Origin of the sequence: Clostridium sp., from assembly GCF_050717635.1 — a bacterium.
Classification (GTDB): domain Bacteria; phylum Bacillota; class Clostridia; order Clostridiales; family Clostridiaceae; genus Clostridium_AD.
On record NZ_JBOITO010000002.1, the window covers coordinates 1 to 24,940 of the forward strand.

Genomic DNA, 24,940 nt, shown 5'->3' on the forward strand with positions numbered 1-24,940 from the left:
AAACAGTATAAAAAGTGTTGATTTTAACTTTGAATTATATATTTATTAAATAGACTGAAAATTCTGAAATATATTACAGGGATATCGAATATAAAATTTTATACGACAACCTTCTTGACAAACATCGATATCGTCGTATGTTATAAGCAATCTACAGTATGCACTTTTTAGCGGAAATAAATTTGAAATAAATCAGTGGATAGATTAAAATGATAGGTAAAGAAATTATTAAATAAAATCTATTTTATTGTATAATTCCTAAAATAGCAGTAGACTTAGGTTGTGTGCTTCCACTTAATGGGACATACTTTGCAAATGCATCTTTGGCAGAACCTATGTCATGCATAATAGGAGCTTTCCACTCTAGTTACCATACAAAGCAATATGTTTATAAACATGATATGGGGATAAAAGAAGGTGGCAAGGTTGCATTACTTGGCGGTGCTGGTCCCATGGGCCTCGGGGCTATAGAATACGCTATTAATGGATCAATAAAACCAAGATTAGTTGTAGTTGTAGATATAGACGATGTAAGATTAAATAGAGCAGCTAGTTTAATAAAAGTTGAAGATGCCAGAGAAAAAGGTGTTGAATTAATATATCTTAATACAAAAGATATAGATGCAGTAAGTAAGTTAATGGAGTTATCCGGTGGAAAAGGATATGATGATGCATTTGTTTTTGCTGCTGGTAACCAATTAATAGAAAATGATGATGATATATTATGTAATGATGGTTGCTTAAATTTCTTTGCGGGTCCAACAAATAGTAAGTTTAAGGTTTCATTTAACTTTTATAAAGTTCACTATGAAGGGACTCATATTGGTGGATTAAATGCAGCACCAGAAACTATAAAAAATTTGCCTAACATTCCAGGAGGAAAGAAGTTGATTTATCCTCATATAGAATTGGAATTAACAGCAATCGAAGACTTTAAAAAGCTGGGTGAAAATAACGAGTTTTATAAAAGGTTATCTGAAATATGTAAGAGAAACAATAATGTTTGGTGTGAAGAAGCAGAGAAGTTTTTGTTAGAGACGTTTAAAAACAAATAGCAAAACAAATTGTGTTGACAATTTGCTTACGTCACTCGGCAGACTGAGCGAAAAGTCCTTTTTTTAGAAAGTTAATTTTCTTATCTGAAGTCAGATATAGCCCTTTGCTTTGGTTGTAATCCTTTTAGTAAGCATATAATTTCTCTATTAATTATGGTTTATTTTTGCAGCTTTATTGAAGAGCTTATGCTATTGTAATACCCGTAAATGTATAGTTTGAGCATGTCCTGTGGGCTGTATTTAGGCCTACCTGTTTCATCGTTCTTTCCAGCCAAAAAACCAAGTGAATATAAGCCAAAGCTATCTACTAATTTGTCCATAACCCTAACTTCACTAACATCATGTACATATTCTTCAATGGATTCAATAAGAACTTGATCTCTTTGTTTTCCAAATACATAATTCATTTTAACCCACACTCCATCCACTTAAGGTAGGCACATTATTCCATAAATGGATAAGTATTAATAGTTTTCGCTCAGTCTGCTGGGGGTTTTTATGAGCGAAGCGAATTTGCTAATATCCATTTTATTAGAACATATTTACTGTTTTTGCCAAGTCACAGTTACCTTAGTGGGTCACGAATGCTTTTAAATATAAGATTTATACAAAGCATTTAATGGAAGAGCCCTTGCCTCCACCATACATAATTAAAAAAATAAAAACCACCAAATGAGTAACTACTAGGTCATTTGGTGGAAATTTTATCTTTATTTTTATGTCCAATATTTTTTTAACTAAGCTACTGCCTCAGATTTATTCTTCAGTAAAAATACTAATTACTTTAGCTGTTACCTCTTGGATTTTAGATTCGTTGATATGTCCTATTTTGTATAAAATTATTCCTTCATCAGCGGTGAAAAGCTTGTTGGGTCTAATGTTACTCGGCTTATTTAGTGTTCCATCATCAAAATCACCCTCTAATATTTTAACAGCGTGTGAATCATAAATACTTTGACTTGTTATCTGAGATAAGATTATATCATCTCTATCTAAATTTACTAAGACTAATGCTGGTCTCCTTTTAGATTGTGACAAATCTGAGAATGGAAAAGGTAAGACAACTACATCGCCCTTTATAAATTTTCCCATGCGTCATCCTCCTCAGGTTTTAACCAATCTTTAGCTAAGCTCTCTTCACTGGCCAAGGTAATATCACTAATCTTAATATTGTTTTTTCTATATTTTTTATATTCTACAAAGTCAATATAATCAGCAACGTCTTGTAAAAGATATGGTGGTAATATTTCTATTTTTCTAACTAACAATTCCCTACTTATCATATAATCACCTACCCTATAATTTTTGTTATCTTACTTTAGTATATCATAAAATTATCACTATATCATTGATAATCAAATAATACAGAGAATTTTATTGAATATTTTTACAGACGAAACTGCTAAAGGCTAAATTTGATTAGTAGGTGTTGATCTGATAGGAAATTAAAGTATTGGATGCATTGATCGAAAACAGCCTAGGTGGTATGACTTTCGGACAGGGGTTCGACACCCCTCTCCTCCAACAGTAAAAACCACATGGTTAGAGGTGATTACATGCAAACTTACTTTTATATCCGTTATGTGAGGTAATTCAAAATCAAGTATTGACAATCCAGTATTAGTAGGTTCGCTCGTAATACTAAAGATCTGTTGGAGCTTGTAGATCAATTAAATAGTAAGGGCATTATCTTACATTCAAATTGAAAAAATTAAGGAATGAGGAATAGAATCAAAGTGAAAGTAACTCAATTGACATTGTGTTACTTTCATTTTTTATATTCTATTATAAATTTATTTTGTAAGCCGCGTAAGATTTACACCTACTTCTCTATTCGCTTCCAGTTTAACCTTATTTTATTCTCATTTTTAAAGGTATCTACCTCTAATAAATCACATGGGGAGGTTTTAAGTGCTCTAGCTAGATGTTCCACAGTTTTTAATGTAGGACTTTTATTACCTGCTTCTAACTCACTAATATGGCTTTGGGATATACTTGCTAAAAATGCTAATCTTTTTTGTGTAATATGTTTAAGATTTCTTATCTGTTGTAATTTCAGTGTAATTTTATATATTTTTCCACACTTCCTTTCTATTATCTAAGATACAGTAGAATTAAATAAAATACAACAATTTTTTCAATTAAATTGTCGTAAAAGATAGCCTATAACGATAATTAGACGTGGTATTATTAGATGTGCAATATGGATATGTAAATATTTATAACTGAAATTTAAGGGAGATTAGATTTCATATGGCAGCTTGGAAAATAAACATAATAATTGATGATGACAACAAAGAATTTTGTGAAAGCAATAAACCTGGTGGTTAATAGAATTGAACTTTTGCCTCCTATTAGTTGATAAAACAGATAATAAATAAGTGTGTGGTACAGATAAATCAAAGTGATTTTAACTATAATAAAGAATAGTAAAATAAATTGTAACCTTTTTTACCTGAGAACGCTCTAATTAATGTTATCAGTATAAGGAAGGAGGCATGGAAATGGATCCAATTATAATAATAAAAAGGACTCAAGAGCAAGATGATGAAGCCTTTATCAAATCAATAGACACATGTAAAGAAAAGATGTATAGGATTGCTTTTGCGTATTTAAAAAATGAGCAAAATTCTTTAGATGCTGTAAGTCAAACCATATATAAGGCTTACATGAACATGAATGAACTTAAAACACCAAAATTCTTTTACACATGGATTATTAGAATTCTTATAAATACTTGTAACTGCATATTAAAGCATGATAATAAAGTAATCTATATTGAAGATTACAAAGAAATAGGTAATACAAAAGATGAAAGTTTAGACACAGAATTTAAAATAGCTAGCAAGATAGACCTATATAATTCAATTGATAAATTAAGTGAAGGGTTTAAAAGTATTGTTATATTGAAATATCTTGAAGATATGACTATTACTCAAATATCAGAAATTCTCGATTTACCAGAGGAAACTGTAAAAGTTTATTTGAGAAGAGCTTTAGAAATATTAAAAATAGAATTCGGTAAGGAGTGTATATAGATGACTGCTAAAATAGAAAATGGATTTGAACATATAAAAATTCCAGAAGAACTTGATAAGGTTATTAAAGATGCCCTGAGAAAAGCAAAGGAAGATAAAAAAACAATTAATAATAAGTTGAAATCAAATAACTTCAATGCACAATATGGGATATCTTTATCAATGTATTAAAAGCTATAATAATAAATACAATTTATACCATTATTGTTTAATTTATAGCTGTTCATATAAAAGGTTATATGTATCAAATTAACTATATAAGATTTTAACTCTTTAACTCTTTAACTTTTAATTTTCTATAGATAGTAATTTTTGATACATTCAGTGAAACTGAAATATCATTTATATGTTGTAACACACTAATACACCTGCTTTTAAAAATGTTTAATATTGTTAAAATTGTTTTAAAATGTTAAGACCTTATTATGACTAAAAAATAGAAAAGCCCAAGTGTCCCAATAAAGGCTTTTTTATTTTTTATGGAACTAAAATTCAATTGCGAACTTAGTTCCAATTATATAATTTTTCCATATTTGTATCATGTACCAATCTAATGATTATTCCCAATGTTGGATTAAACGGTTTTTAATGGAAATTATTAAAGTTGTAAAGGTTTATTTAAGAAGGGATTTAAGTGTGTTAAAAATAAAACTAGATGAGGAGTGTATATAGATGACTTCTAAAATGGAAAATGGCTTTGAACAGATAATTATTTCAGATAAACTTGATAAAATTGTTCAAAATGTTATAAAAAGAGCAAAATTAGATAAAAAAACATATAAGGTTAAACAGGATTTAAAAAAATTTACATCTACAGTCTTCAAATAATTTAAAAACTATATTTTTATCTATAAGGCAATGGCTGATATTGGACATATTGCCTATGAAACGATGATGTCACAAGTCTTTACACCATCAACGGCTATTTTCTACCGTATATAATGAATTTAATAATTTTTTAAATACCTTATAAAAAATATATGATTTGATTAAAACATTCTACCAAAGCAATAATCCCAAAGATATAAGCTTATATCTTTGGGATTATTGCTTTTATTAATTATATTGAATTTTACTATGTTCTTTCACTTTTCATATTCTATTATAAATTCATACAAATTTCTGCACTTCCTCTTTATTACCTAAAATACTGTAAAATAAATCAAAATACAACAATTTTCTCGATTAAATTGTTGTAAAATAATCCAAATAAATTGTAACTTTTTTATACTTATAATACTCTAATTAGTGTTATAAGTATAAAATTAGTGTTATAAGTTAAAGAAAGGAGGCGTGGAAATGGACCCAATTATAATAGTGAAAAGGACTCAAGAGCGAGATGATGAAGCCTTTATCAAATCAATAGACACATGTAAAGAAAAGATGTATAGGATTGCTTTTGCATATTTAAAAAACGAGCAAAATTCTTTAGATGCTGTAAGTCAAACCATATATAAGGCTTACATGAATATGAATGAACTTAAAACGCCAAAATTCTTTAACACATGGATTATTAGAATTCTTATAAATACTTGTATCTGCATATTAAAGCATAATAATAAAGTAATCTATATTGAAGATTACAACGAAATAGGTAATACAAAAGATGAAAGTTTAGACACAGAATTTAAAATAGCTAGCAATATAGACCTTTATAATTCAATTGATAAATTAAGTGAAAGGTTTAAAAGTATTGTTATATTGAAATATCTTGAAGATATGACTATTAGTCAAGTATCAGAAGTTCTTGATTTACCAGAGGGAACTGTAAAGGTTTATTTGAGAAGAGCTTTAGCAATATTGAAAATAGAATTAGGTGAGAACTGTATATAGATGACTGCTAAAATGGATTTGAATATATAAAAATTCCAGAAGAACTTGATAAGGTTATTAAAGATAACCTGGAAAAAGCAAAGGAAGACAAAAAAGAATTAAGAATAACTTGAAATTAAATAACCTCGTCATAAACTGTTAAGCACTCCCAATCATCTTGGAGTAAATGACATAAACAAATTTCAAAATTGACAAGGAGAAATTATGAATGATGCAATAGGATTACTTAGAGATAAATTGGAAAATTTAATACAAGTTACCGAAAGTCTTACTGATTATAAAGTAATTTATTTAAGTCAAGAGTTGGACAAGCTGATTACCAATTATTATTTACAAAATGCACGAGATGGTGTATCTGTATCAATGGAACAAAAACGAAAATGAAAAATATTGACACATATATTTCCAGTTGCATGGCAGCATATAAATTTCTATGGTTGCTTAGATAATATTAGTATTTTAGTCTCAATAAAGTATATAACGAGGGGGAATGGCATATGGATGATAGTTTTTACAAACAAGAATCAGAGCAATTAGAAATAAGATTAAAAGAAAGCGAAGAGAAAACCAACAACGTGAATGAATTAATTATTGCTAATAAGGAACTTGTTTTTCAAATCAGAGAGGAATTATATAGGACAACTGAGTTAATTAATGCATATAAAGAGCTTGCCTTGCAAAGCAAAGAGAAAGAAAAATGGGATGCCGAGTTAATAATTTGTAATAAGAGACAGGGAGAATTAATATCACCTACTTTGAGTAAACAATAATGAAGTTACCATTTCAGTTCATTATTTATAAATATTAAACTTTTAATTATATCCATTATTTATATAGCATTGCTTACAACCACTTATTACTGGATAAAATTCACTTAACTATACTATGTATAACATATATTCTATATGAAATATTTTATATTTTTAAACGATAAAAACCATACGACAGAATAAACGTTATTTTGAATGCGTTTTACTATTTTATATAGTGTATTAAGGTATTTCTTGAAGCATTTTAAATAAGGTGTTACTTATACAATTCAATTCGTTTAATGGACAGTGATATAGTTAGGCACGGTTCGCATCCACCAATGAAACCCTTGACTAATTAATTTCAGTCGGGGGTTTTCTTACGCTTTAATTCAGTTTATTTAAGAATTAAGGTGCCGCATTATGGGTTGGTGGTAATATTAGTGCAGTTCTATTATCATTTATGTCTTTAATAATACAAGATAATACACTGCTTGGTATTTATCATGCCATGGAGTTTATTGATTATCTTGTAATAATACCAGGATCATTCGGTTGTTTAATCACCACGTGAATTACTCCATCAGAACACAGGATAGACACAATACTATATTATAATTAATTAAGTGATACAATTGAGAGTATTAATATTTAGTGTAAATTCAATATAGATACGATTTAAAATATGAGGAAGGGGTCTTTTTGCGTGGAGAACAAAACAATTATAATTGCAGATGATGAGCCTTTAATAAGAGAACTGGTGAAGGACTTTTTAAAAAGAGAGGGCTTTAATATAATTGAAGCTAACGATGGAAGAGAGGCTATTGAACTATTTAAAAAAATGTGGATAAAATTAATTTAGCTATATTAGATGTAATGATGCCGTTTTATGATGGCTGGTCTGTATGCAGAAAGATAAGAAGAATATCTACAATACCAATTGTAATGCTTACAGCAAGAAGTGAAGAAGGAGGTGAGGTTTTTAGATTTGACCTAGGTGCTGATGAATATATTACCAAGCCTTTTAGTCCTATTATACTGGTTCCTCAAATAAATGCAATTTTTCGTCGTATCCAGAAACCCAAAAGTAAAATAATGCATTTTGACAAAATTGGAATAGATGAAAAAGCCCATGTGATTACTATTGATTAGCAATTAAAATCTGTTCGCATGCGCTTCCATATTTATAATTTATTATCTTTTTTTTAGATATTTGTCCAGAGCCCATAGAAGAAACTGTTTCCAGTTTCTTCTTGCTAACATTTGTGGGTATGAATCTTTCTTAGCGTACGTATCCCAATTGACAAATATAAGATAAGTTAGTATACTAATTATATAGTTAGCATACTAATTATATAAGGAGGAACCATATGCAGAACTTATCTTACCTTATAATTAAGGCATCAAGACATCTAAAAAACAAACTAGATAAAGCATTAATGGAATTTGATATTACTGCTGCGCAGTTCTCAGTTATTATTCAGATATATTCATCAGGGTATCCAATTACTGCAGCGGAAATATCTCAAAGGCTAGGGTCAGACAGGCCAACTATATCAGGGATTATAAATAGGTTAGAGAAAAAAGGTATAGTGGTTAGAGTTGCCAATCCAAAGGATAAAAGATCATCCTACTTGGAGATATGTAAAGAATGTAATAAGTTAGTTGATAAAATGAAAACAGTAAGTGATGAATTAACAATTGATATATTTTCAATTTATTCAAATGAAGAAGCTGAGAAACTTACAGAAATGATTTGTAAATTAAATGAAGGGACTGAAGAATAATGGTTGAAAAAATTTTATTAACAGGAATAACAGGGAATGTAGGTAGTGCAGTAGTAGAATATTTAAAAAGCATAAATAGAGACTTTGTAGCTGGCGTAAGAAACATTAAAAAAAGTATTGAACAAGATGATTCTATGGAGTACATTAATTTTGATTTTGAAGATATAAATACCTATGAAACTGCTTTAAGTGGTGTAAAAAAGGTATTTTTAGTAAGACCACCACAACTTACAGATGTTAATGGAATATTTAAACCTTTTATTCAAAAATGCAAAGAAGCTGGCGTTGAGCAAATAGTATTTTTATCTTTGTTAGGTGCGAGTAAAAATCCTTTTCCACCACATCACAAAATTGAAAAAGCCATTTTAGAATCTCAAATCCCTTACACTTTTATAAGGCCTAGTTTTTTTATGCAAAATCTATCTACAACACATGCAGAAGATATCAAGCTGAGAAATGACCTATTTATACCTTCAGGAAAAGCTAAGATTAGTTTTATAGATACAAGAGATATTGGTGAAATAATTGGAAGGACTCTTACAGAAAAAGACCATGGAAATAAGGCTTATACTATTACAGGTTCAGAGTCTATTACTTATTTTCAAGTTGCAGATAGTATGACAAAAATACTTGGACGGAAAATCACATATTCAAACCCACCTTTATTTAAATTTAGAAAAGATATGATTGCTAGAGGGACCAAAAAAGAATTTGCGACTGTAATGATGATATTATACCTTACAACAAAATTAGGTATGGCAAACCATGTTACGAATACTGCTGAAGTTCTATTAAAAAGAAAACCTAGAACAATAGAAGTCTTTATAAAAGACCATATTGAAGTTTGGAGGTAAAGATAATTCTTTAATTAAAAATTTGCTTGAGAAAGATAAAGGAGAAAATAAATATGAGTAAATTAATTGCTTTTGTTGGAAGTCCAAGAAAAAATGGTAATATTGACACAGTTGTCAAAGAAGTTATTAGAGGAGCAACTGAAAAACAAATTGATACTAAAATTTATTATCTTAATGATATGACAATAAAGCCTTGCCAAGCTTGTATGTATTGTAGAGAGCCAGAGCATGATCATTGTGTAATACAGGATGATCTTAGACAAGTATATGCAGAAATTAAGGAAGCTGACTATTTAATATTGTCCTCGCCAGTATATATTCACCAAATGTCAGGACTCCTTAAAAACCTTCTGGATCGGTTTTATCCATTGACAAATGAAAAACATAAACCACGGTTTGGTATTAAAAAAACTATTTTTATTTATTCTCAAGCAGCACCAATCCCTTTAATATTTAGTAGATATTTTAGATATACTGAAAAATCATTAAAAGCTATGGGAATAAAACCTATTAAGAGAATTACTGTACTTGGAGCCTTTACTAAAGATTCCATACAAAAGAAAAAAGGGGTTTTAAACAAAGCCTATAATATTGGAAGGAATTTAGCGAACAATTAATTAAATGGGGGAACAGCTATGAGTTTATTTAGTGATATCAAAGCAGTATTAACGCCAAAAGAAATAATTTTTAAAGACGTAATTCAAGAGAGTGAAGAAGTTTACACTTTTCTATTTGATACATGTGAACCTTTAAATTGGAAGGCAGGTCAACATGCCATGTTTGTTATTAAACATGCAAAAATTAAAAAGGGTATAAGACCCTTTAGTATAGCATCCAGTCCTTTAGAAAATAAAATCATGATTTCCATGAAAATAGGTAAGCATCCTAGTGACTATAAGAATGCACTATTAGAAATTAAAAGCGGTATGAAAATGGTAATTAGGGGTCCAATAGGTGGTTTCTATATGGATACTTCTAAACCAACTTGCCTAATAGCAGGAGGTATAGGTATAACACCATTTAGATCTATGATTAAGGATATAGTCATGAGAGAGAATGATTTTAAAGGTAAAATAAATTTGTTATATATTAATAGTACCGGAAGGTTTTTATATGAAAATGAGCTTAAGACATTTGCAAAGGATAATCATATAAAAATAGATTTTTTTACAGATAAAGAAGAGTTGACAAAAAGTATAAAAGAAATTGTTATTAATAGTAAGGATATGAAATATTATTTAGCTGGACCAAAGCTAATGAATGATTCTGTAAAGTCCACTCTACTAGGTCAAGCTGTCAATAAGAAAAGTATTAGGGTAGATACATTTTTAGGATATTAAATGTATGAAATAAGACTTGTAATATTCAAAAGTAGTTTCAATTAATGCAACTTGAAAATAATGTATTGGATGAGTATTATTAACAAACGGCGGTAAAACGCTGTTTAAGTTATATAGTACAGTTAACCTAGGTAACAAAGGAGGAATAATGATATGGAAAAAGGAGTTACAAAAAAATTAAACAAAGGTGATGAACTGGTGTTCCGACAAATACTTACAGACAATACATCTCCAGTTGAAATATATTATTATGAAAGAATGACTGATGTTCAAATTATAACACCACAGGGAGAAAGTGTTCTACTAAATTCTCTTGGAATGGTAGGTCAATCGCCAATGATGTATTTCGCATTTAAACAAGAAGAAAATAATGATATTTATTATTATGGAAGTATTTTTTCAAAGGAGCCGGTAAACGAAAAAAATATTATAACAAAAGAATGGGTAGTAGAACCTTCTGAAGGTAGGTGTCTTAATTATCCAGGATCATATACCGTTGGGTATGAATGGGACTCTAAATTTAAGGTACAAGAATCTAAAGGTAAATTAACAGAGGTTAACTTGCATAATATAGTAGAAAAAATAGAACAAATCACAACAGTACTAGGTAAATTTGAATGCTATGTGATTAATTCTTATAATAACTCTGGTGAATTAGACTCAATATCATGGTTTTCATCAGAGTTAGGCGTAAATGTAAAAAGATTGAGTTATTCAGAGATGAAACCTGGATATGAATTAACAGAATACAGGGTGGGAGATGTAGAAATATGCATATAAATAACAAATTAACAGCAACAACAATTTCTTTACCATTTTACTACGATAACGATAAGCTAGTAATGAATGAACCCCAGGCGGAAAAATTGATTAAAGACGCGTATTCCCAAGGTGTTAGAAATTTTACAACCTCACCTCAATATATAGGTGGCTCATGTGAACGTTTCTTAGGTAGGGTGCTAGAACCAGTAAGAAAGAACATACATTTATCAAGTAATTATCCCTATTTTGATGAAACACTACCAGTAGAAAATGCTTTTGAATTTTGTTTAAGCCGTTCTTTAATGGATTTAAGAACCGAATACTTAGATTGTCTATATTTATATGCGGATGGTGTTGAGGAGGAATTGCTGCCACAACAATTGATACAAGCAAAAATGGCAAAAGACGAAGGAAGAGTGCATCATATAGGAATCATTTTCACTCCACTCAATCTTTTTTCTGCAAAGGAGGTTTTAAAAGGCTCAAATAATATTATAGATACAGTAATGATCTACTTTATACCTACATTGGAAGCTCAAAAAGAATTGCTAAGAGAACTTAAAAATTCTGGTATAACAATAGTAGGCGGAGGTCTAGTTGATGCAGGAAAGAAGCTACTTCCGAAAAATATATTAAATAAATCACGTATGATGGAAAATGTTACTGCCAGTGAGCTCGCAACCAGATATTTTATGTCACAATCCGTTTTTGACGAGGTGATTTTTCAATTGGAGAGTAAAGACTTCCTGGATATAGTTTGCAGGGTTTCTGAAGATTTGAAAAAATATGACTATACAGAAATTGAAAAGTATTTTAAGCAAACGGAATTTAATCCAGCAAATCCTCGTGTAATATGTTGTAATTGTGGGTATTGTTCTCCCTGTCCTAAGGGAATTGAAATAAATAAAATTTTTAATTCTTATGCTTATTATGACCAATATGGAATGTCTAATATAGCACTTGAAGTTTTTAAAGAATATCAAGAAAAAGTCGGGGGAAGTATAGAAAATGCATGTATTAACTGTGGATTATGTGAAAAAAAATGCTCGCATAATACTCCCATACGTAAAAACTTAAGAGCTGTTGAGGGATTTATGAATGACTTAAGATAACATTTAAAAATATATAATTAGTATCTTTGTTAAAGGTATAGAACACTTAGGTATTGACTTTTTACTACATAGTGCCTCATGTGGAGTACTGTCTATATAGAACAAAACATAATAAAAAAGACAAATATTAAAGGAGTATAACATATGGTTAGATCAATTATGAAAGACATATTCTTTCTTAATCAAAAATCAGAACTTGCTACAAAAGCAGATGTTCAGGTAATACACGATTTGCTTGATACGCTTAAAGCAAATAAAGAACGATGTGTAGGAATGGCAGCTAATATGATTGGAGTCAAAAAAAGAATTATTGTGATCAGCATGGGAGATATGAACGTTCCGATGATTAATCCTGTGATAGTGAATAAATTAGGTAAATATGAAACAGAAGAAGGATGTCTTTCACTTATAGGTGTTAGAAAAACTAATAGATTCAAAGAGATAGAAGTAGAGTATTTTGACTCGGTATTTAAGAAGCAAAGGGGAAAATACTCAGGATGGATTGCTCAAATTATTCAACATGAAGTAGACCATTGTGATGGGATAGTCATATAGGAAAAAACGACGTAGCAGCTTAGTCTGCTACTGCTTACCTTTGATTACCGCGACTTAGGATAGGGCAACCACAGCGGTGAACCGAGTCTGGGAAAGCTTTGACCTAGAAACGGAAAATATGAAGCTACCAATGCCTAAATTCCGTCAGTAGGAGTTAGGAAGAGGGAAATTTAAAGTATTGACTACGCTCGTAGATGCCTAGGTGTTATGGCTTTCGGACAGGGGTTCGACACCCCTCGCCTCCACCAGTAAAAAACACAACTAATTATTAATTAGTTGTGTTTTTTTTCTGATTCAATTTAGTAGGATTATAAGTGATAAGTATGCAGAAGATACATAATAGTAAGCAGTTTTTAAGTGATTGATAAAATTTAAAATAAATATTATAAATATAAATTAATGCAATAAGGTGATATAATTAAATAGGTATAAATTGTAGCAAAAGATTAATCAGACCAATATGATAAAGGTTATATCAAAAGAAATTTCTTTAGAATTATTAAATTTTATAAATTATTCAAGGATTCTGAAATAGTGACGACGATGTCGGAACAATTGACTTGGTTATTGGGCTTATTTCAATCGAAGATGATTTGAAAAGAAACTTTATGCTACTATTTGTAGTAGTGAATGATGGAGTGTAAAAACTTTAAAGTAATAAATATAGGTAGGTGAGCACATTAAAAGAGATTTTCGTGTGAAATGGGGAATTACAGATATTATCACAAGTGCTCAGATCCGTGAATTGTATAGTCGTCATCGTTATGGCATGCAAGATTTAGATGATACTGGTCAAATACGAGATATAATTGCAAAAGCAAGCGTAGATTATAAGACATTAGCACATAGCGAAGATATACAAACTTTATCTAAAATCAAGTGCCGTAATGGTTTGCGTGAAGCCATTTACGAATTAGCTGATAAATTTGTAGAAAATAAAGAAGGGTGATTAAATGAACGAGATACAATTTTTAATGTATGATTTAGATGAAAAAATTGAAGTCGTGATGAAAGATGAAACAATCTGGGCGACACAAAAAGCTATAGCTGAGCTTTTTGATGTGGGTGTTTCCGCTATAAGTAAACATTTAAAAAACATTTTTGAGTCTGGAGAGCTTGATGAGAAAGTGGTTGTTTCCATTTTGGAAAATACCACAAAGCACGGCGCTATAGAAGGAAAAACTCAAACAAAACAGGTGAAGTTTTATAATTTGGATGCCATTATTTCAGTTGGCTATCGTGTTAATTCTCAAAAAGCAACAAAGTTTAGAATTTGGGCCACTGATATCTTGAAAGACTATATCAAAAAAGGATTTAAGATTGATGTTGAGCGCATGAAGCAAGGTGAGAATGTTTTTGGTAAAGATTACTTCCGTGAGTTACTTGAAACGGTACGCTCAATTAGAGCAAGTGAACGTAGAATTTGGCAACAAATCACAGATGTGTTTGCAGAAATTTCATTTGACTACAATAAAAATTCAGAAACCACAAAAAGATTTTATGCAACTGTCCAAAATAAATTTCATTTTGCAATAACTGGTAAAATAGCTGCAGAGATAATTTATGATAGTGCAGATAGAGGTAAAGAACATATAGGGCTCACTACTTGGAAGAACTCTCCTAACGGTCGAATTTTGCAGTCTGATGTGGTTGTGGCTAAAAATTACTTATCAGAAAAGGAAATTCGTGGTCTTGAACGTAACGTCTCAGCCTATTTTGATTATGTTGAGCGACTTCTTGAAGATGAAACGTTATTATCTATGGAAGATTTTGCGGTAAGTATTGATGAATTTTTGAAATTCAATCGTTATGAAATCTTAAAAGGTCATGGACGTATTGCCCATAACACTGCTAAAGAAAAGGCAATAGGAGAATATCAAGAGTTTAATAAAAATCAAAAAATAGTTTCTGATTTTGATAAGGAGATCAGAAGGATTTAAAGGAGATAGCAATAGAAAAAAAACAACAATAAACTGAAGCTAAGATTTCCAGGAAAACGTTGTTAAGTAGTCCTTTGTTTCAAGATAAGTTGAAAGCGAATTCTTCAGGTGGATTGTAGCTACTACTTATAATCTTTTAGTAAATCTTCTCTAGATATTGTGGCTACAATTGTGTACGGTTCGCCTCCACCAAGATAAGTAGACAGATTAATTAAAAGAACAGGTTATTGCATACTTTTAGCAATAATCTGTTCTTTGATTTTTATAAGAAAATATGTGATGATTAAATTAAGAATTACATTTGTAAAAACAAGAATAATCCGAATTTTAAACCCGTCGAAATTGAAGGGTTAAGAAATGAGAATCCACATAAAACCATACTGCAAAGGAGAATGTACTGGATAGGTTATAATTAGTTATACAATAAATATTCGGACATGATATAATATAGAAATATGAGAAAGAGAGAGTGGTTTATATCATGGGAAGAAACGGGAAAAATTATACTGAGGAATTTAAAAAACAACTAGTAGCACTTAGGAATAATGGTAAGGTTATTGCAGAAATATCAAGAGAATACGGGGTGGCTAAATCCACTATTAATAAATGGGTTGCAGATTATAGTAATACTGGATCATTTAAAGCAAAAGATAACCGCAGCGATGCCGAAAATGAGTTAATTAGATTGAAAAAAGAGAATGCTAGGTTAGAGATGGAAAATGATATTTTAAAGCAAGCAGCGCTGATAATGGGACGAAAATAGAACTTATTTTAGCAAATAAGTATAAATACAGTATTAGCGCAATGTGCAGAGCATTAGGCATCAAGAGCTAAAATAGCATGTATAATGAAGAAATATGGACTAGTATCAAATTATACTATTAAACAGTTTAAAATATATAAATCTGGTTGTAACAATGATAAAGTTGAGAACGTGGTTAATACAGATTTTCAAAACAGATCCAATCTAGATGTTGTTGTAAGTGACTTAACCTATGTAAATGTTGCTGGAAAATGGTACTACATATGCCTTCTTATAAATTTACATAATAGAGAGTTAATAAGTTGCTCTGTGGGCAAGAATAATGATGTTAAGCTTGTTTATGAGGCCTTTATGAGAGAAGATTGTAACCTTAGTAACATAAATATATTTCATATAGACAGGGGAAATGTGTAACGCAGTGATATGAGTATAGATGCAATAGGGAAATTATTTAAAGTAATGATAGATAACAATTTCAGGCTAAAGTAAACAAGTATCCTCATAATGATGAGATGTTTGTAGATTTTTAATATGATGATTTAGATTGACCACGACATAAATATGTTATACTGAAAGAAAAACCAAGATGCATAAAAGAAAGGAAAATACCAAAAATGGATACAAAACAATTTCAAAAAAGATCTCTAGTTTCAATATTCTTCTCATATTTTAAGCCACACAAAAAACTATTTGTATTAGACATGTCATGTGCATTTTTAATTGCAGTTATTGATTTATCATTTCCAGCAATAACTCGTTATTCTCTAAATGAGCTACTACCTGTTAATGCTTATAAAACTTTTATAACTATTATGGCGATTATGCTAATTGCTTATACATTAAGAGCTTTTTTCTATTATATAATAACCTACTATGGTCACACTTTTGGGGTATTAGTAGAAGCAGATATAAGAAGCGATTTATTTCAACATATGCAGGAATTGTCTTATGGATACTTTGATAAAAACCGTACAGGTCAACTAATGAGTAGGCTTACAGCAGATTTATTTGATATAACTGAGCTTGCTCATCATGGTCCGGAAGATGTTTTTATATCCACCCTTACAATAATAGGATCACTAGGTATCTTATTTACTATCCAGTGGAAATTAACTTTGGTTATTGCTTTAATTTTGCCTATATTTTTATTGGTTGTATGGCATAGACGTTCTGAAATGTCAAAAGCTTCTCTGGAAGTGAAAGAAAAAACTGCTTCTATAAATGTAAATATTGAATCGGGACTTTCAGGCATGAAAACAGCAAAAGCATTTGCAAATGAGAATTCAGAATTTGATAAGTTTAGTGAATCAAATGATGCTTTCAAAACATCTAAAACTAGATTTTATAAGACTATGGGATATTTCACTGCTACAATGGAATTTTTCCTTTGTGTTTTGCCAGCAACAGTTATCTTAGTAGGTGGTATATTAATTATGAAAGGACAGATGAATCAAATTGATTTAATTACTTTTACTTTATATATTGCTACTTTTATAACTCCAATTAGAAAACTTTCAAATTTTGCTGAACTATTTGCAAAAGGTGGAGCTGGACTTGTACGTTTTGTAGATATGATGCGTACTGAAACTGAAATGAAAGATGATCCGAGTGCTATAGAGCTAGGCAGAGTAAAAGGCGAATTAGATATTAAAAATATTAGCTTTTCTTACAAAGAAGGAATTCAAGTATTACACAATATCTCTCTTCATGTCGATCCTGGCGAAACAATTGCAGTGGTAGGTCAATCAGGCGGAGGAAAATCAACACTATGTAAATTGATTCCCAGGTTCTATGATGTTGATGAAGGAGAAATTTTGCTTGACCATGTAGATATACGTAAGGTAACGCAAGAATCTTTGCATAAAAATATTGGAGTTGTAGAACAAGAAATATTCCTTTTTGCTGATAGTATTCTCGAAAATATTAGATACGGTAGACCTGATGCTACTCCTAAGGAAGTTGCAATGGCAGCAAAACAGGCTGAGATTTATGATGATATTATTGCTATGTCTGATGGATTTAATACTTTTGTTGGAGAGCGTGGTGCAATGCTTTCTGGTGGACAGAAACAACGTATTTCTATAGCCCGTATATTTCTAAAAAATCCACCATTCCTAATTTTAGATGAAGCAACTTCTGCCCTTGATAGTGTTACCGAAGCTAAAATACAAGAAACTTTTGATAGTCTAATAATAGGTAGAACAACTTTTGTTATTGCGCATAGATTATCTACTGTTAGAAATGCAGATAGAATTCTTGTATTTGATAGTGGAAACATTGTTGAAGATGGAAATCACAAATGCTTAATGGAAAGAAATGGCGTATATGCTGAGCTCTATAAAACTCAGCATATAAGTAAATAGATAAGTGTAGTTAAATAAACAGGAGAGGGTGGTAATCATATGCCACATTTTACTTAGGGAGGTGCCTAAATGACTAAAAAATATCATGGCTATTATAATTCACCTATTGGGATATTAGAAATAGTAACTTCTGATTATGCGGTGATTTCAGCTATGTTCGTAGAGGAAGTTACGGAAAGCATAGGAGAAACACAGATCTTGAAGGATGTTATTAATCAATTTGATGAGTACTTTAAAGGGACAAGAAAAGATTTTGATATAAAATGTGATGTGCAAGGGACAGAATTTCAAAAAAGTGCTTGGGATGCATTGATTGAAATACCTTATGGTGAAACTCGGTCTTATAAGCAGCAAGCAATACAAATAGGTAATGAAAAGGCAACAAGAGCTGTTGGTAATGCTAATAGTAAGAATCTTATTAGCATAATTATACCCTGCCATAGAGTAATTGGATCTAATAAAAGTTTAACGGGATACGCAGGCGGGATAGATAAAAAACAGTGGCTTTTAGAACATGAAAAACAATGGAATAAATAATTATTGAAACGCAGACGATACTACGAATTTAATATATTAATATAAAATGATTCGGAACTTTAGTCCCATTGTATTATTTTTAACACCTCTATGTGGTTCAAGGTAGGTGAATAATGTGGTAGATCGTTCACAGTTAATGCGTGGAACATTAGAGGGATGTATAGTTAAGATAATAAGTGGCGAAGAAACATATGGATATGAAATATTATCATGATTACAAAATTATGGATTTTACGATGTAAAAGAAGGGTCAACGTATCGTATTTTATTAAGACTTAAAAAAAAGAGAATCATCTCATCTATTTATAAGGAGTCTCCCCTAGGACCAAGAAGAAAGTAATATTTAAGGACAGCGGTTAATGGAGTCCGATTCATGTACATTTAGAAGTATAGATATAATGTAGGACTCAACTAATATCATTAGGCATGCCACTGAAATTTTAGGAATCTACAAAACCATAAACCCTACACTAGAAATTCCGGGGATAAACAATATGAGAAAATAAGTATTAATAGTTGAAATTGCTAATTCTCATTGCTCCTGCGCCACCGATTGGAATAATTATATATTTATTTTAAATGTAAGGATCTTATTAAAAAATAACCCAAGGCCAATTTTATTTTACCTTAGGCTTACAGTTTTTATTGTAATCTTAATTCTTTTGATGCTCTAAGAAGCTTACTACCATCAGAGAAAGAGTATTGAGTCTTAGCAATACATACAAAGATTTTCTAATCCTAAATTCGCTTTAGCTACTTCACCATGCATTTTAAGCACAGTTATAGTCGCAACTATAACTGTGCTGCTGGTTTTTGAAGTTTAGCTTCCATAGCCTTTACTACTAATTATTTAAATAGATTCATGAAAAATACAATAGTTGGTATACCTATAAGATCAATTAGAAATGCACCAACTAATGGAACTATTAAAAATGCCTTTGGAGATGGACCGTATTTTTCAGTAACAGCTCCCATATTAGCTATAGCATTTGGAGTAGCACCAAGTCCGTGTCCTGCCATACCAGCGGCCATGACGGCTGCATCAAAGTCTTTTCCAAGGAACTTGAATACTACAAATACCGTGTATAATATTACAAATACTACCTGAATTGAAACTATTATTAACAATGGGCCTGCAAGTCCTACAAGTTCCCATAGCTTAAGTGTCATTAATGCCATTGAAAGGAAAATTCCAAGAGACACGTTACCCATTAAATCAATTGTATAATAATCAAGATTAACGATTTTTAGTTTATCATTTATATTTCTAAAAGCTACGGCTACAAACATAGCGCCTACATATCCTGGTAATGAAAATCCTGTAATTGAAGAAAACCATACGCTACCAATAGATCCAATTGTCATACAAACGGTTATTATTGCCATGTGAGTCATAACAATAGTTGTTGTGATTTTTGTGTTTTCTGAAACGCCTACAGTATCTTCAAAGGATTTTGCGTCATATTTATTTGATGTACTAGGTTTCAATTTGTACTTGTCTATTAAATGCTTTGCAATAGGGCCACCGATAAGTCCACCACATATAAGACCAAAAGTGGCAGCAGCTATAGCTATTGTAGTAGACCCAGTGAAACCCATGGCTTCAGCAGTTTTTCCGAAAGCTGCGGCTCCACCGTGCCCACCTTCCATAGAAACTGTACCTGCCATAATTCCAAACATTGGATGAACTCCTGTAATTTTTGCAAATACAACACCTATAACACTCTGTGAAATGGCAAGTACTCCACAGAGGAGCCAGTAGATGATTAAACATGTTCCACCTTTTTTAAGCAGTTTAAAACTTGCGCCAAGCCCAACAGTTGTAAAGAAAGCTATCATAAAAGGTGATTGAAAGGTTGTATCCATACTAATTGTTATTATGCCGCTCTGTTTTAAAATAAGGGCAAGTATTGAAAATAGTAAACCACCAATTACTGGGGCAGGAATACAGAACTTCTTAAAAAAAGATACTTTCGTTATAAGATAATAACCAAAAAGTAATATTAAAACTGCAGTTGCTAAGGTTGCTACCATATCAACCTTGAGAGTAAGTAAACCTTCTATTAATTCCGTTTTCATAATTGTTCCTCCTCTAATATTAATATATATCTAATATTAGAGCAAGTTTTATGCCACAAGACATTATTTTTGAAATGTTTACAATGTTCTATATATTTACCAATAAATAATGCATAAAGTTATATTAAAATTGTGTTTTCATTGTACAATAAAAATAGATTCAATAAAAAAGCCTGCAAAATTTGCAGGCTAGGCAAAATTTGCAGGCTTTTCTAATTGTATTCTTTGATCTTATATCTTAAATTCCTTTCACTTATCCCTAATGATTCTGACGTCTTTTTTCTGTTGTTTTTAAATTTTATCAGATTATATTCAATTACTTTTTTTTCTATTGATTTCATATCTTCGCCAACATAAATAGGAATAATATCATCACAGCTACTAATAATATTCTCTGGAAAAAAAACATCCTCAGGTAAGTCTTCTACAGTAATAAAATCATGTCTTGTTAAAGCAACTGCTCTCTCTATTATATTTTGAAGTTCCCGGACGTTACCATCAAATCTATATTTTTCAATTGCTTGAAGAGCTTTAGCTGAAATACCTTTAATGTCTTTGTTCAAGAATATATTATAGTTCTTTATGAAATGGTCAACTAGCTTTGGAATATCTTCTCTCCGTTCCCGAAGTGGAGGCATGCTTATATGTATCACGTTTAGTCTGTAAAATAAATCTGTCCTAAAATTATTTGTACTTACCTCTTGTTTTAAATCCTTATTTGTCACTGCAATAAATCTTACATCTATTTTGGTGCCTTTTATTGAGCCAATAGGATATACCATTTTATCTTGCAGGACTCTAAGCAATTTAGTTTGAAGGTTCATATCCATATCTCCTATTTCATCGAGAAAAAGTGTTCCCTCATTAGATAGTTCTATTACACCTTTTCTATCTTGAAATGCACCAGTAAAAGAACCCTTTTTAAAACCAAACAATTCGCTTTCAATTAAATTTCCAGGTATTGCTGAACAATTTATTACATTAAAAGGATTTCCATTTCTACTTCCGTAAAAATGTATTGCTTTTGCAACAAGTTCTTTTCCAGTCCCACTTTCACCTGTAATTAATACATTACTATCTATGTCTTTAACTCTATTAATTAAATCAAATATATCTAACATTTTTTTTGAAGTTCCTATCATATTGTAATTAGATTTATTCATATTTATTTGATTACTCAAATATTTAATCTTAATATTTAATGAAATATATTCAGCAGCTTTATTTACTAAAAGTATTAATTCGTCTATTTTTATTGGCTTTGTAATATAGTAAAAAGCTCCTGATTTAATAGCTTCAACTGTTGATTCAATTGTTCCGTATGCTGTCATAATTAAAACTGCAATATCCGGTTTAATTATTTTAATTTGCTTTAAAACATTAATACCATTACTCTTCCCAAGATTAAGATCCAAAAGAATTATTGATATATCAGTATTAGTAATAATATCTATAGCTGTTGCTTCGTCAAGCGCGGTAAATATTTCATACTCATCCTCAAGAGCAAAGCTTAGAGCTGTACAAATGGACGATTCGTCATCTACTATTAATAATTTATTCATTAGTTATCAGCCTCCATGTGGCAAAATTTAATTATAAATGTAGTACCCTCGTCTATGGTGCTTTGAACCTCTATTGTAGCATTGTTTTCTGATAACAATTGATAGCTTATAAAAAGCCCAAGACCAGTTCCAGCGTCCTTAGTTGTAAAAAATGGATTGAATATTTTATTTATAGTCTCTTCTTGAATACCACAACCATTATCTCTAATATATAATAATACACAATTGTTACTTGTCTTTGACCAAACAATTATTTTTTTATCTTGTTTATCTAAGCATTCAACGGCATTTAGTACTATGTTTATAAGGACCTGTCTCAACTGGTTTTTATCAATAAATAGAACAGTATTTTTATTTATATTATTCTCAATAATAATGTTTTCTGTTTGAAGTTTGTTTTTTAATAAGAGTATAACTTTATTAACGACTTCACTTAAATAAGTTTTTTCTCTAAATGGTTTTTGTGGTCTTGAATATTCCAGTAAATCATTTATCAAGGAATTTAGTCTATCTATTTCGGTGGGAATATCTTTGCAAAACATTTCTCTGAATTTAGGATTATCAAATTTTTTTGGGATTAATTCAACGTATGCTCTTATTGATGTTAATGGGTTTCTAATTTCATGCGCAATGCTTGAAATTAGATTGCCCAAAGATTGCATTTTATCTTTAGTTCTCATATTTTCTTGCATTAATTTTTCTTCTGTTATGTCTTTGAATATAACTATGGTTTCATCCATGTTTTCATAAAGATTACTTAGTGTGTCTACTTTATAGTTTATATAAAATTTTTTATTATCCAATAAAAATTCTTTTTCACTTGCATTTTTATTAGGTGTTTTATGATTTATAAACTCACTTATTGGTGTGTCTTCATATTGTTTACCTATAAGTTTACTCTTTAATATAACTTCAGCCAATTTATTTGTAAAAGTTATTTCTCCTTGTTTATTGATTGTAACTATTCCGCTAAAAACATTATTTAGTATTTTATCTCTAAAGTCTTTCTCAAGTTTTATTTGTATGTTCTTTTTTACTAGTACATTATTCGAATCATTAATTTCACGGGTTTGCTTATCAACTTCTTTTTTTAAGCGGCTGTTCCATTTATAAAATAGAAGCATTATAATGGCAAGTATAATTATCACTATACCCGAAGAAAAAATAATTCGCTGAATATACCAACTAGGAACGTTCACTGGCTGCCCAAACCATTTTCTATATATTTTATCATATGTTCCATTTTTTTTGATTTCCTTTAGTCCACTATTAACAACGTTTAGGGTTTCTACGTCCCCATATTTTACTGCTATGGAGTATTTAGTTGGATTAAGAATTTTACCTACAATTTTTATCTTATTTTTAATACCAAGCTTATTTATAAAAAATACTCCAGTTAAGGTATTACCTATATATGCGTCTGCTTCACCGGAAAGTAGTTTATGAATTGCTTGTTCTTGATCATTTGTATTAATAACATTTACATTATTTAATGTGTTAAGATTATTTACTGCTAAATCACCTTGTTGTATAACTACTCTCTTGTTTTTTAAGTCTTGAAACTTATTTATATCATTATTACCGTCAATAACAAAAATAGATTGAGAATTCTCTAAATATTCTTTAGAAAACTCAAAATATTCATCCCTATCTGTTGCAACTTTCATGCCCTCAATTACATCAACGTCGCCACTTTTCAGTTGTTCACATGCATCATACCAAGACATGGGATAAAATTTAACATCTATACCTGTAGATAGAGCTATGGCTCTCATTATATCAACGTTAAAACCAGTATATACTGAATTTTCATCAACATATTCATAAGGGGGTAAATTAATATCACCGGCTACCCTTAAAACAATGTGATCGCTTTTACCTGGGAGAACATTGATACTTTTAAAATGGTAGATTAAGATTAATGAAGTAATAGCTAAGATTGAAATTATTACAATAATAAGTTTTTTTATCAAAATTTATCACCTTGCTTTTAAATAATATTTTGGTTTGGATTTCTGAATATAAAATTTATGTTAATTATAACATACCACGTTATATGTTAATTAGAAGGTTACACAGTTAAAATTAATTTTTATTTTAAACCTCTTTTAAAGGTGGTATTCAGAGACCTATAGAAGATAGTGCGGCACCTATTATTCAAGAGAATGGCGAAATCGTGGGTATGGTTTTAGTGTTTAGAGATTTTTCTGAGAAAAAGCAAAAACAACTAGACTTGGAGGAGACGAATTTGTTATTATATTACCTAAGACTGATGCCTTTGAAAGTCCAAGTATGAGGGGAAAGACAATTAATGCGATAATAAGAACTCTTCATGAAAAAAACAAAAGAGAAGAACAACATTCACATAGAGTCTCATCACTATGCGAAAGCATGGGAGAGGCTCTTGGCTTAAATTTATGGTGGTTTATGTAGTTTTAAATTAACCCAAAATAGTGTATTATTTAATAATAACATTATGTTTTTTTTATGGTGGCGAAAATATAACTGGCAATGCTTTTGATACTGGAATAACATATAGTAGTGGTTACTTAAAGCATAATAATGATTAAATAAGTTTTGAGCAATCAATTAAAATAAAAGCATTAATGGG

The 24,940-nt window shown here is 30.3% G+C and carries 27 protein-coding genes and 4 pseudogenes; 24 read left to right on the forward strand and 7 right to left on the reverse strand.

The features are described from left to right. The first annotated feature begins 284 nt into the window (after positions 1 to 284). Entirely contained in the window at positions 285 to 1,055 is a 771-nt protein-coding gene (locus tag ACREWB_RS00315; protein WP_431545488.1) for an MDR/zinc-dependent alcohol dehydrogenase-like family protein, read from the forward strand. A gap of 158 nt (positions 1,056 to 1,213) precedes the next feature. On the opposite strand, the gene ACREWB_RS00320 is transcribed toward ACREWB_RS00315, so the two are convergent. From ACREWB_RS00320 to ACREWB_RS00330, 3 genes are all read right to left on the reverse strand, one after another. Next, positions 1,214 to 1,483, reverse strand: a complete 270-nt coding sequence (locus ACREWB_RS00320) for a transposase (protein WP_431545489.1) — start codon at positions 1,481 to 1,483, stop codon at positions 1,214 to 1,216. Positions 1,484 to 1,811: 328 nt separating this feature from the next. Continuing rightward, a complete protein-coding gene (locus ACREWB_RS00325) occupies positions 1,812 to 2,147 on the reverse strand; it encodes a type II toxin-antitoxin system PemK/MazF family toxin (protein ID WP_431545490.1) in 336 nt (111 codons plus the stop codon). Continuing rightward, entirely contained in the window at positions 2,132 to 2,338 is a 207-nt protein-coding gene (locus ACREWB_RS00330) for a DUF2281 domain-containing protein (protein WP_431545491.1), read from the reverse strand. Before ACREWB_RS00330 ends, ACREWB_RS00325 begins: the two co-directional genes overlap by 16 nt. Before the next feature lie 336 nt (positions 2,339 to 2,674). On the opposite strand from ACREWB_RS00330, the gene ACREWB_RS00335 reads away from it, so the two are divergent. Next, positions 2,675 to 2,761 carry a hypothetical protein gene (locus tag ACREWB_RS00335; RefSeq protein ID WP_431545717.1) on the forward strand — a complete coding sequence of 29 codons (87 nt, stop codon included), beginning with the start codon at positions 2,675 to 2,677 and terminating at the stop codon, positions 2,759 to 2,761. 116 nt (positions 2,762 to 2,877) lie between these two features. Here ACREWB_RS00335 and ACREWB_RS00340 read toward each other — a convergent pair whose 3' ends face one another. After that, positions 2,878 to 3,153 carry a helix-turn-helix domain-containing protein gene (locus ACREWB_RS00340; RefSeq protein ID WP_431545718.1) on the reverse strand — a complete coding sequence of 92 codons (276 nt, stop codon included), beginning with the start codon at positions 3,151 to 3,153 and terminating at the stop codon, positions 2,878 to 2,880. A gap of 406 nt (positions 3,154 to 3,559) precedes the next feature. Between ACREWB_RS00340 and ACREWB_RS00345 the strand changes: the two genes are divergently transcribed. The 21 genes and pseudogenes from ACREWB_RS00345 to ACREWB_RS00445 all read left to right on the forward strand — a co-directional run. Next, positions 3,560 to 4,093 (forward strand): sigma-70 family RNA polymerase sigma factor, encoded by a 534-nt coding sequence (locus tag ACREWB_RS00345; protein ID WP_431545492.1) that lies wholly within the window; start codon positions 3,560 to 3,562, stop codon positions 4,091 to 4,093. Then, the gene (locus ACREWB_RS00350; RefSeq protein ID WP_431545493.1) at positions 4,094 to 4,264 is read left to right on the forward strand and encodes a hypothetical protein; all 171 of its coding nucleotides are present in this window, start codon (positions 4,094 to 4,096) and stop codon (positions 4,262 to 4,264) included. It begins immediately after the preceding gene. A gap of 501 nt (positions 4,265 to 4,765) precedes the next feature. Beyond that, entirely contained in the window at positions 4,766 to 4,921 is a 156-nt protein-coding gene (locus ACREWB_RS00355; RefSeq protein WP_431545494.1) for a hypothetical protein, read from the forward strand. A 471-nt stretch (positions 4,922 to 5,392) separates the two neighbouring features. Beyond that, complete coding sequence (locus tag ACREWB_RS00360; RefSeq protein WP_431545495.1) at positions 5,393 to 5,926, forward strand: sigma-70 family RNA polymerase sigma factor; 534 nt, start codon at positions 5,393 to 5,395, stop codon at positions 5,924 to 5,926. A 204-nt stretch (positions 5,927 to 6,130) separates the two neighbouring features. Continuing rightward, complete coding sequence (locus ACREWB_RS00365) at positions 6,131 to 6,310, forward strand: aspartyl-phosphate phosphatase Spo0E family protein (protein ID WP_431545496.1); 180 nt, start codon at positions 6,131 to 6,133, stop codon at positions 6,308 to 6,310. Positions 6,311 to 6,423: 113 nt separating this feature from the next. After that, the gene (locus ACREWB_RS00370) at positions 6,424 to 6,696 is read left to right on the forward strand and encodes a hypothetical protein (protein ID WP_431545497.1); all 273 of its coding nucleotides are present in this window, start codon (positions 6,424 to 6,426) and stop codon (positions 6,694 to 6,696) included. Between the two features lie 685 nt (positions 6,697 to 7,381). Further along, positions 7,382 to 7,537 carry a response regulator gene (locus ACREWB_RS00375; RefSeq protein WP_431545498.1) on the forward strand — a complete coding sequence of 52 codons (156 nt, stop codon included), beginning with the start codon at positions 7,382 to 7,384 and terminating at the stop codon, positions 7,535 to 7,537. Then, on the forward strand, positions 7,519 to 7,827 hold the full coding sequence (locus tag ACREWB_RS00380; protein WP_431545499.1) for a response regulator transcription factor: 309 nt from the start codon (positions 7,519 to 7,521) through the stop codon (positions 7,825 to 7,827). The genes ACREWB_RS00375 and ACREWB_RS00380 overlap by 19 nt, the downstream gene beginning before the upstream one ends. A gap of 218 nt (positions 7,828 to 8,045) precedes the next feature. Next, positions 8,046 to 8,462, forward strand: coding sequence for a MarR family winged helix-turn-helix transcriptional regulator (locus tag ACREWB_RS00385; RefSeq protein ID WP_431545500.1), 417 nt, complete (start codon positions 8,046 to 8,048; stop codon positions 8,460 to 8,462). Next, complete coding sequence (locus ACREWB_RS00390; RefSeq protein ID WP_431545501.1) at positions 8,462 to 9,316, forward strand: SDR family oxidoreductase; 855 nt, start codon at positions 8,462 to 8,464, stop codon at positions 9,314 to 9,316. Before ACREWB_RS00385 ends, ACREWB_RS00390 begins: the two co-directional genes overlap by 1 nt. Before the next feature lie 53 nt (positions 9,317 to 9,369). Beyond that, complete coding sequence (locus tag ACREWB_RS00395; protein WP_431545502.1) at positions 9,370 to 9,933, forward strand: flavodoxin family protein; 564 nt, start codon at positions 9,370 to 9,372, stop codon at positions 9,931 to 9,933. A gap of 18 nt (positions 9,934 to 9,951) precedes the next feature. Beyond that, a complete protein-coding gene (locus ACREWB_RS00400) occupies positions 9,952 to 10,656 on the forward strand; it encodes an FAD-dependent oxidoreductase (RefSeq protein WP_431545503.1) in 705 nt (234 codons plus the stop codon). A 153-nt stretch (positions 10,657 to 10,809) separates the two neighbouring features. Continuing rightward, positions 10,810 to 11,436 carry a hypothetical protein gene (locus ACREWB_RS00405; protein WP_431545504.1) on the forward strand — a complete coding sequence of 209 codons (627 nt, stop codon included), beginning with the start codon at positions 10,810 to 10,812 and terminating at the stop codon, positions 11,434 to 11,436. After that, positions 11,427 to 12,530: an aldo/keto reductase gene (locus ACREWB_RS00410; protein WP_431545505.1), complete on the forward strand. Its 1,104-nt coding sequence runs from the start codon at positions 11,427 to 11,429 to the stop codon at positions 12,528 to 12,530. The genes ACREWB_RS00405 and ACREWB_RS00410 overlap by 10 nt, the downstream gene beginning before the upstream one ends. Before the next feature lie 144 nt (positions 12,531 to 12,674). Further along, a complete protein-coding gene (locus tag ACREWB_RS00415; protein ID WP_431545506.1) occupies positions 12,675 to 13,085 on the forward strand; it encodes a peptide deformylase in 411 nt (136 codons plus the stop codon). A 688-nt stretch (positions 13,086 to 13,773) separates the two neighbouring features. Continuing rightward, a pseudogene (locus tag ACREWB_RS00420) lies at positions 13,774 to 14,034 on the forward strand (hypothetical protein); the annotation flags it as partial. Positions 14,035 to 14,038: 4 nt separating this feature from the next. Next, on the forward strand, positions 14,039 to 15,025 hold the full coding sequence (rhuM, locus tag ACREWB_RS00425; RefSeq protein WP_431545507.1) for a RhuM family protein: 987 nt from the start codon (positions 14,039 to 14,041) through the stop codon (positions 15,023 to 15,025). A gap of 481 nt (positions 15,026 to 15,506) precedes the next feature. Further along, positions 15,507 to 16,196: pseudogene (locus ACREWB_RS00430) on the forward strand (transposase); the annotation flags it as partial. A gap of 206 nt (positions 16,197 to 16,402) precedes the next feature. Next, positions 16,403 to 18,151 (forward strand): ABC transporter ATP-binding protein, encoded by a 1,749-nt coding sequence (locus ACREWB_RS00435; protein ID WP_431545508.1) that lies wholly within the window; start codon positions 16,403 to 16,405, stop codon positions 18,149 to 18,151. Positions 18,152 to 18,220: 69 nt separating this feature from the next. Continuing rightward, complete coding sequence (locus tag ACREWB_RS00440) at positions 18,221 to 18,688, forward strand: methylated-DNA--[protein]-cysteine S-methyltransferase (RefSeq protein ID WP_431545509.1); 468 nt, start codon at positions 18,221 to 18,223, stop codon at positions 18,686 to 18,688. Between the two features lie 229 nt (positions 18,689 to 18,917). Further along, positions 18,918 to 19,028 (forward strand): annotated as a pseudogene (locus tag ACREWB_RS00445) (PadR family transcriptional regulator); the annotation flags it as partial. 506 nt (positions 19,029 to 19,534) lie between these two features. On the opposite strand, the gene gltS reads toward ACREWB_RS00445, so the two are convergent. From gltS to ACREWB_RS00460, 3 genes are all read right to left on the reverse strand, one after another. After that, complete coding sequence (gltS, locus tag ACREWB_RS00450; RefSeq protein ID WP_431545510.1) at positions 19,535 to 20,767, reverse strand: sodium/glutamate symporter; 1,233 nt, start codon at positions 20,765 to 20,767, stop codon at positions 19,535 to 19,537. A gap of 212 nt (positions 20,768 to 20,979) precedes the next feature. Next, complete coding sequence (locus ACREWB_RS00455; RefSeq protein WP_431545511.1) at positions 20,980 to 22,329, reverse strand: sigma-54-dependent transcriptional regulator; 1,350 nt, start codon at positions 22,327 to 22,329, stop codon at positions 20,980 to 20,982. After that, positions 22,329 to 24,302, reverse strand: a complete 1,974-nt coding sequence (locus ACREWB_RS00460; RefSeq protein ID WP_431545512.1) for a transporter substrate-binding domain-containing protein — start codon at positions 24,300 to 24,302, stop codon at positions 22,329 to 22,331. The genes ACREWB_RS00455 and ACREWB_RS00460 overlap by 1 nt, the downstream gene beginning before the upstream one ends. A gap of 256 nt (positions 24,303 to 24,558) precedes the next feature. On the opposite strand from ACREWB_RS00460, the pseudogene ACREWB_RS00465 reads away from it, so the two are divergent. Then, positions 24,559 to 24,741, forward strand: a pseudogene (locus tag ACREWB_RS00465) (hypothetical protein); the annotation flags it as partial. Positions 24,742 to 24,940: the final 199 nt, after the last annotated feature.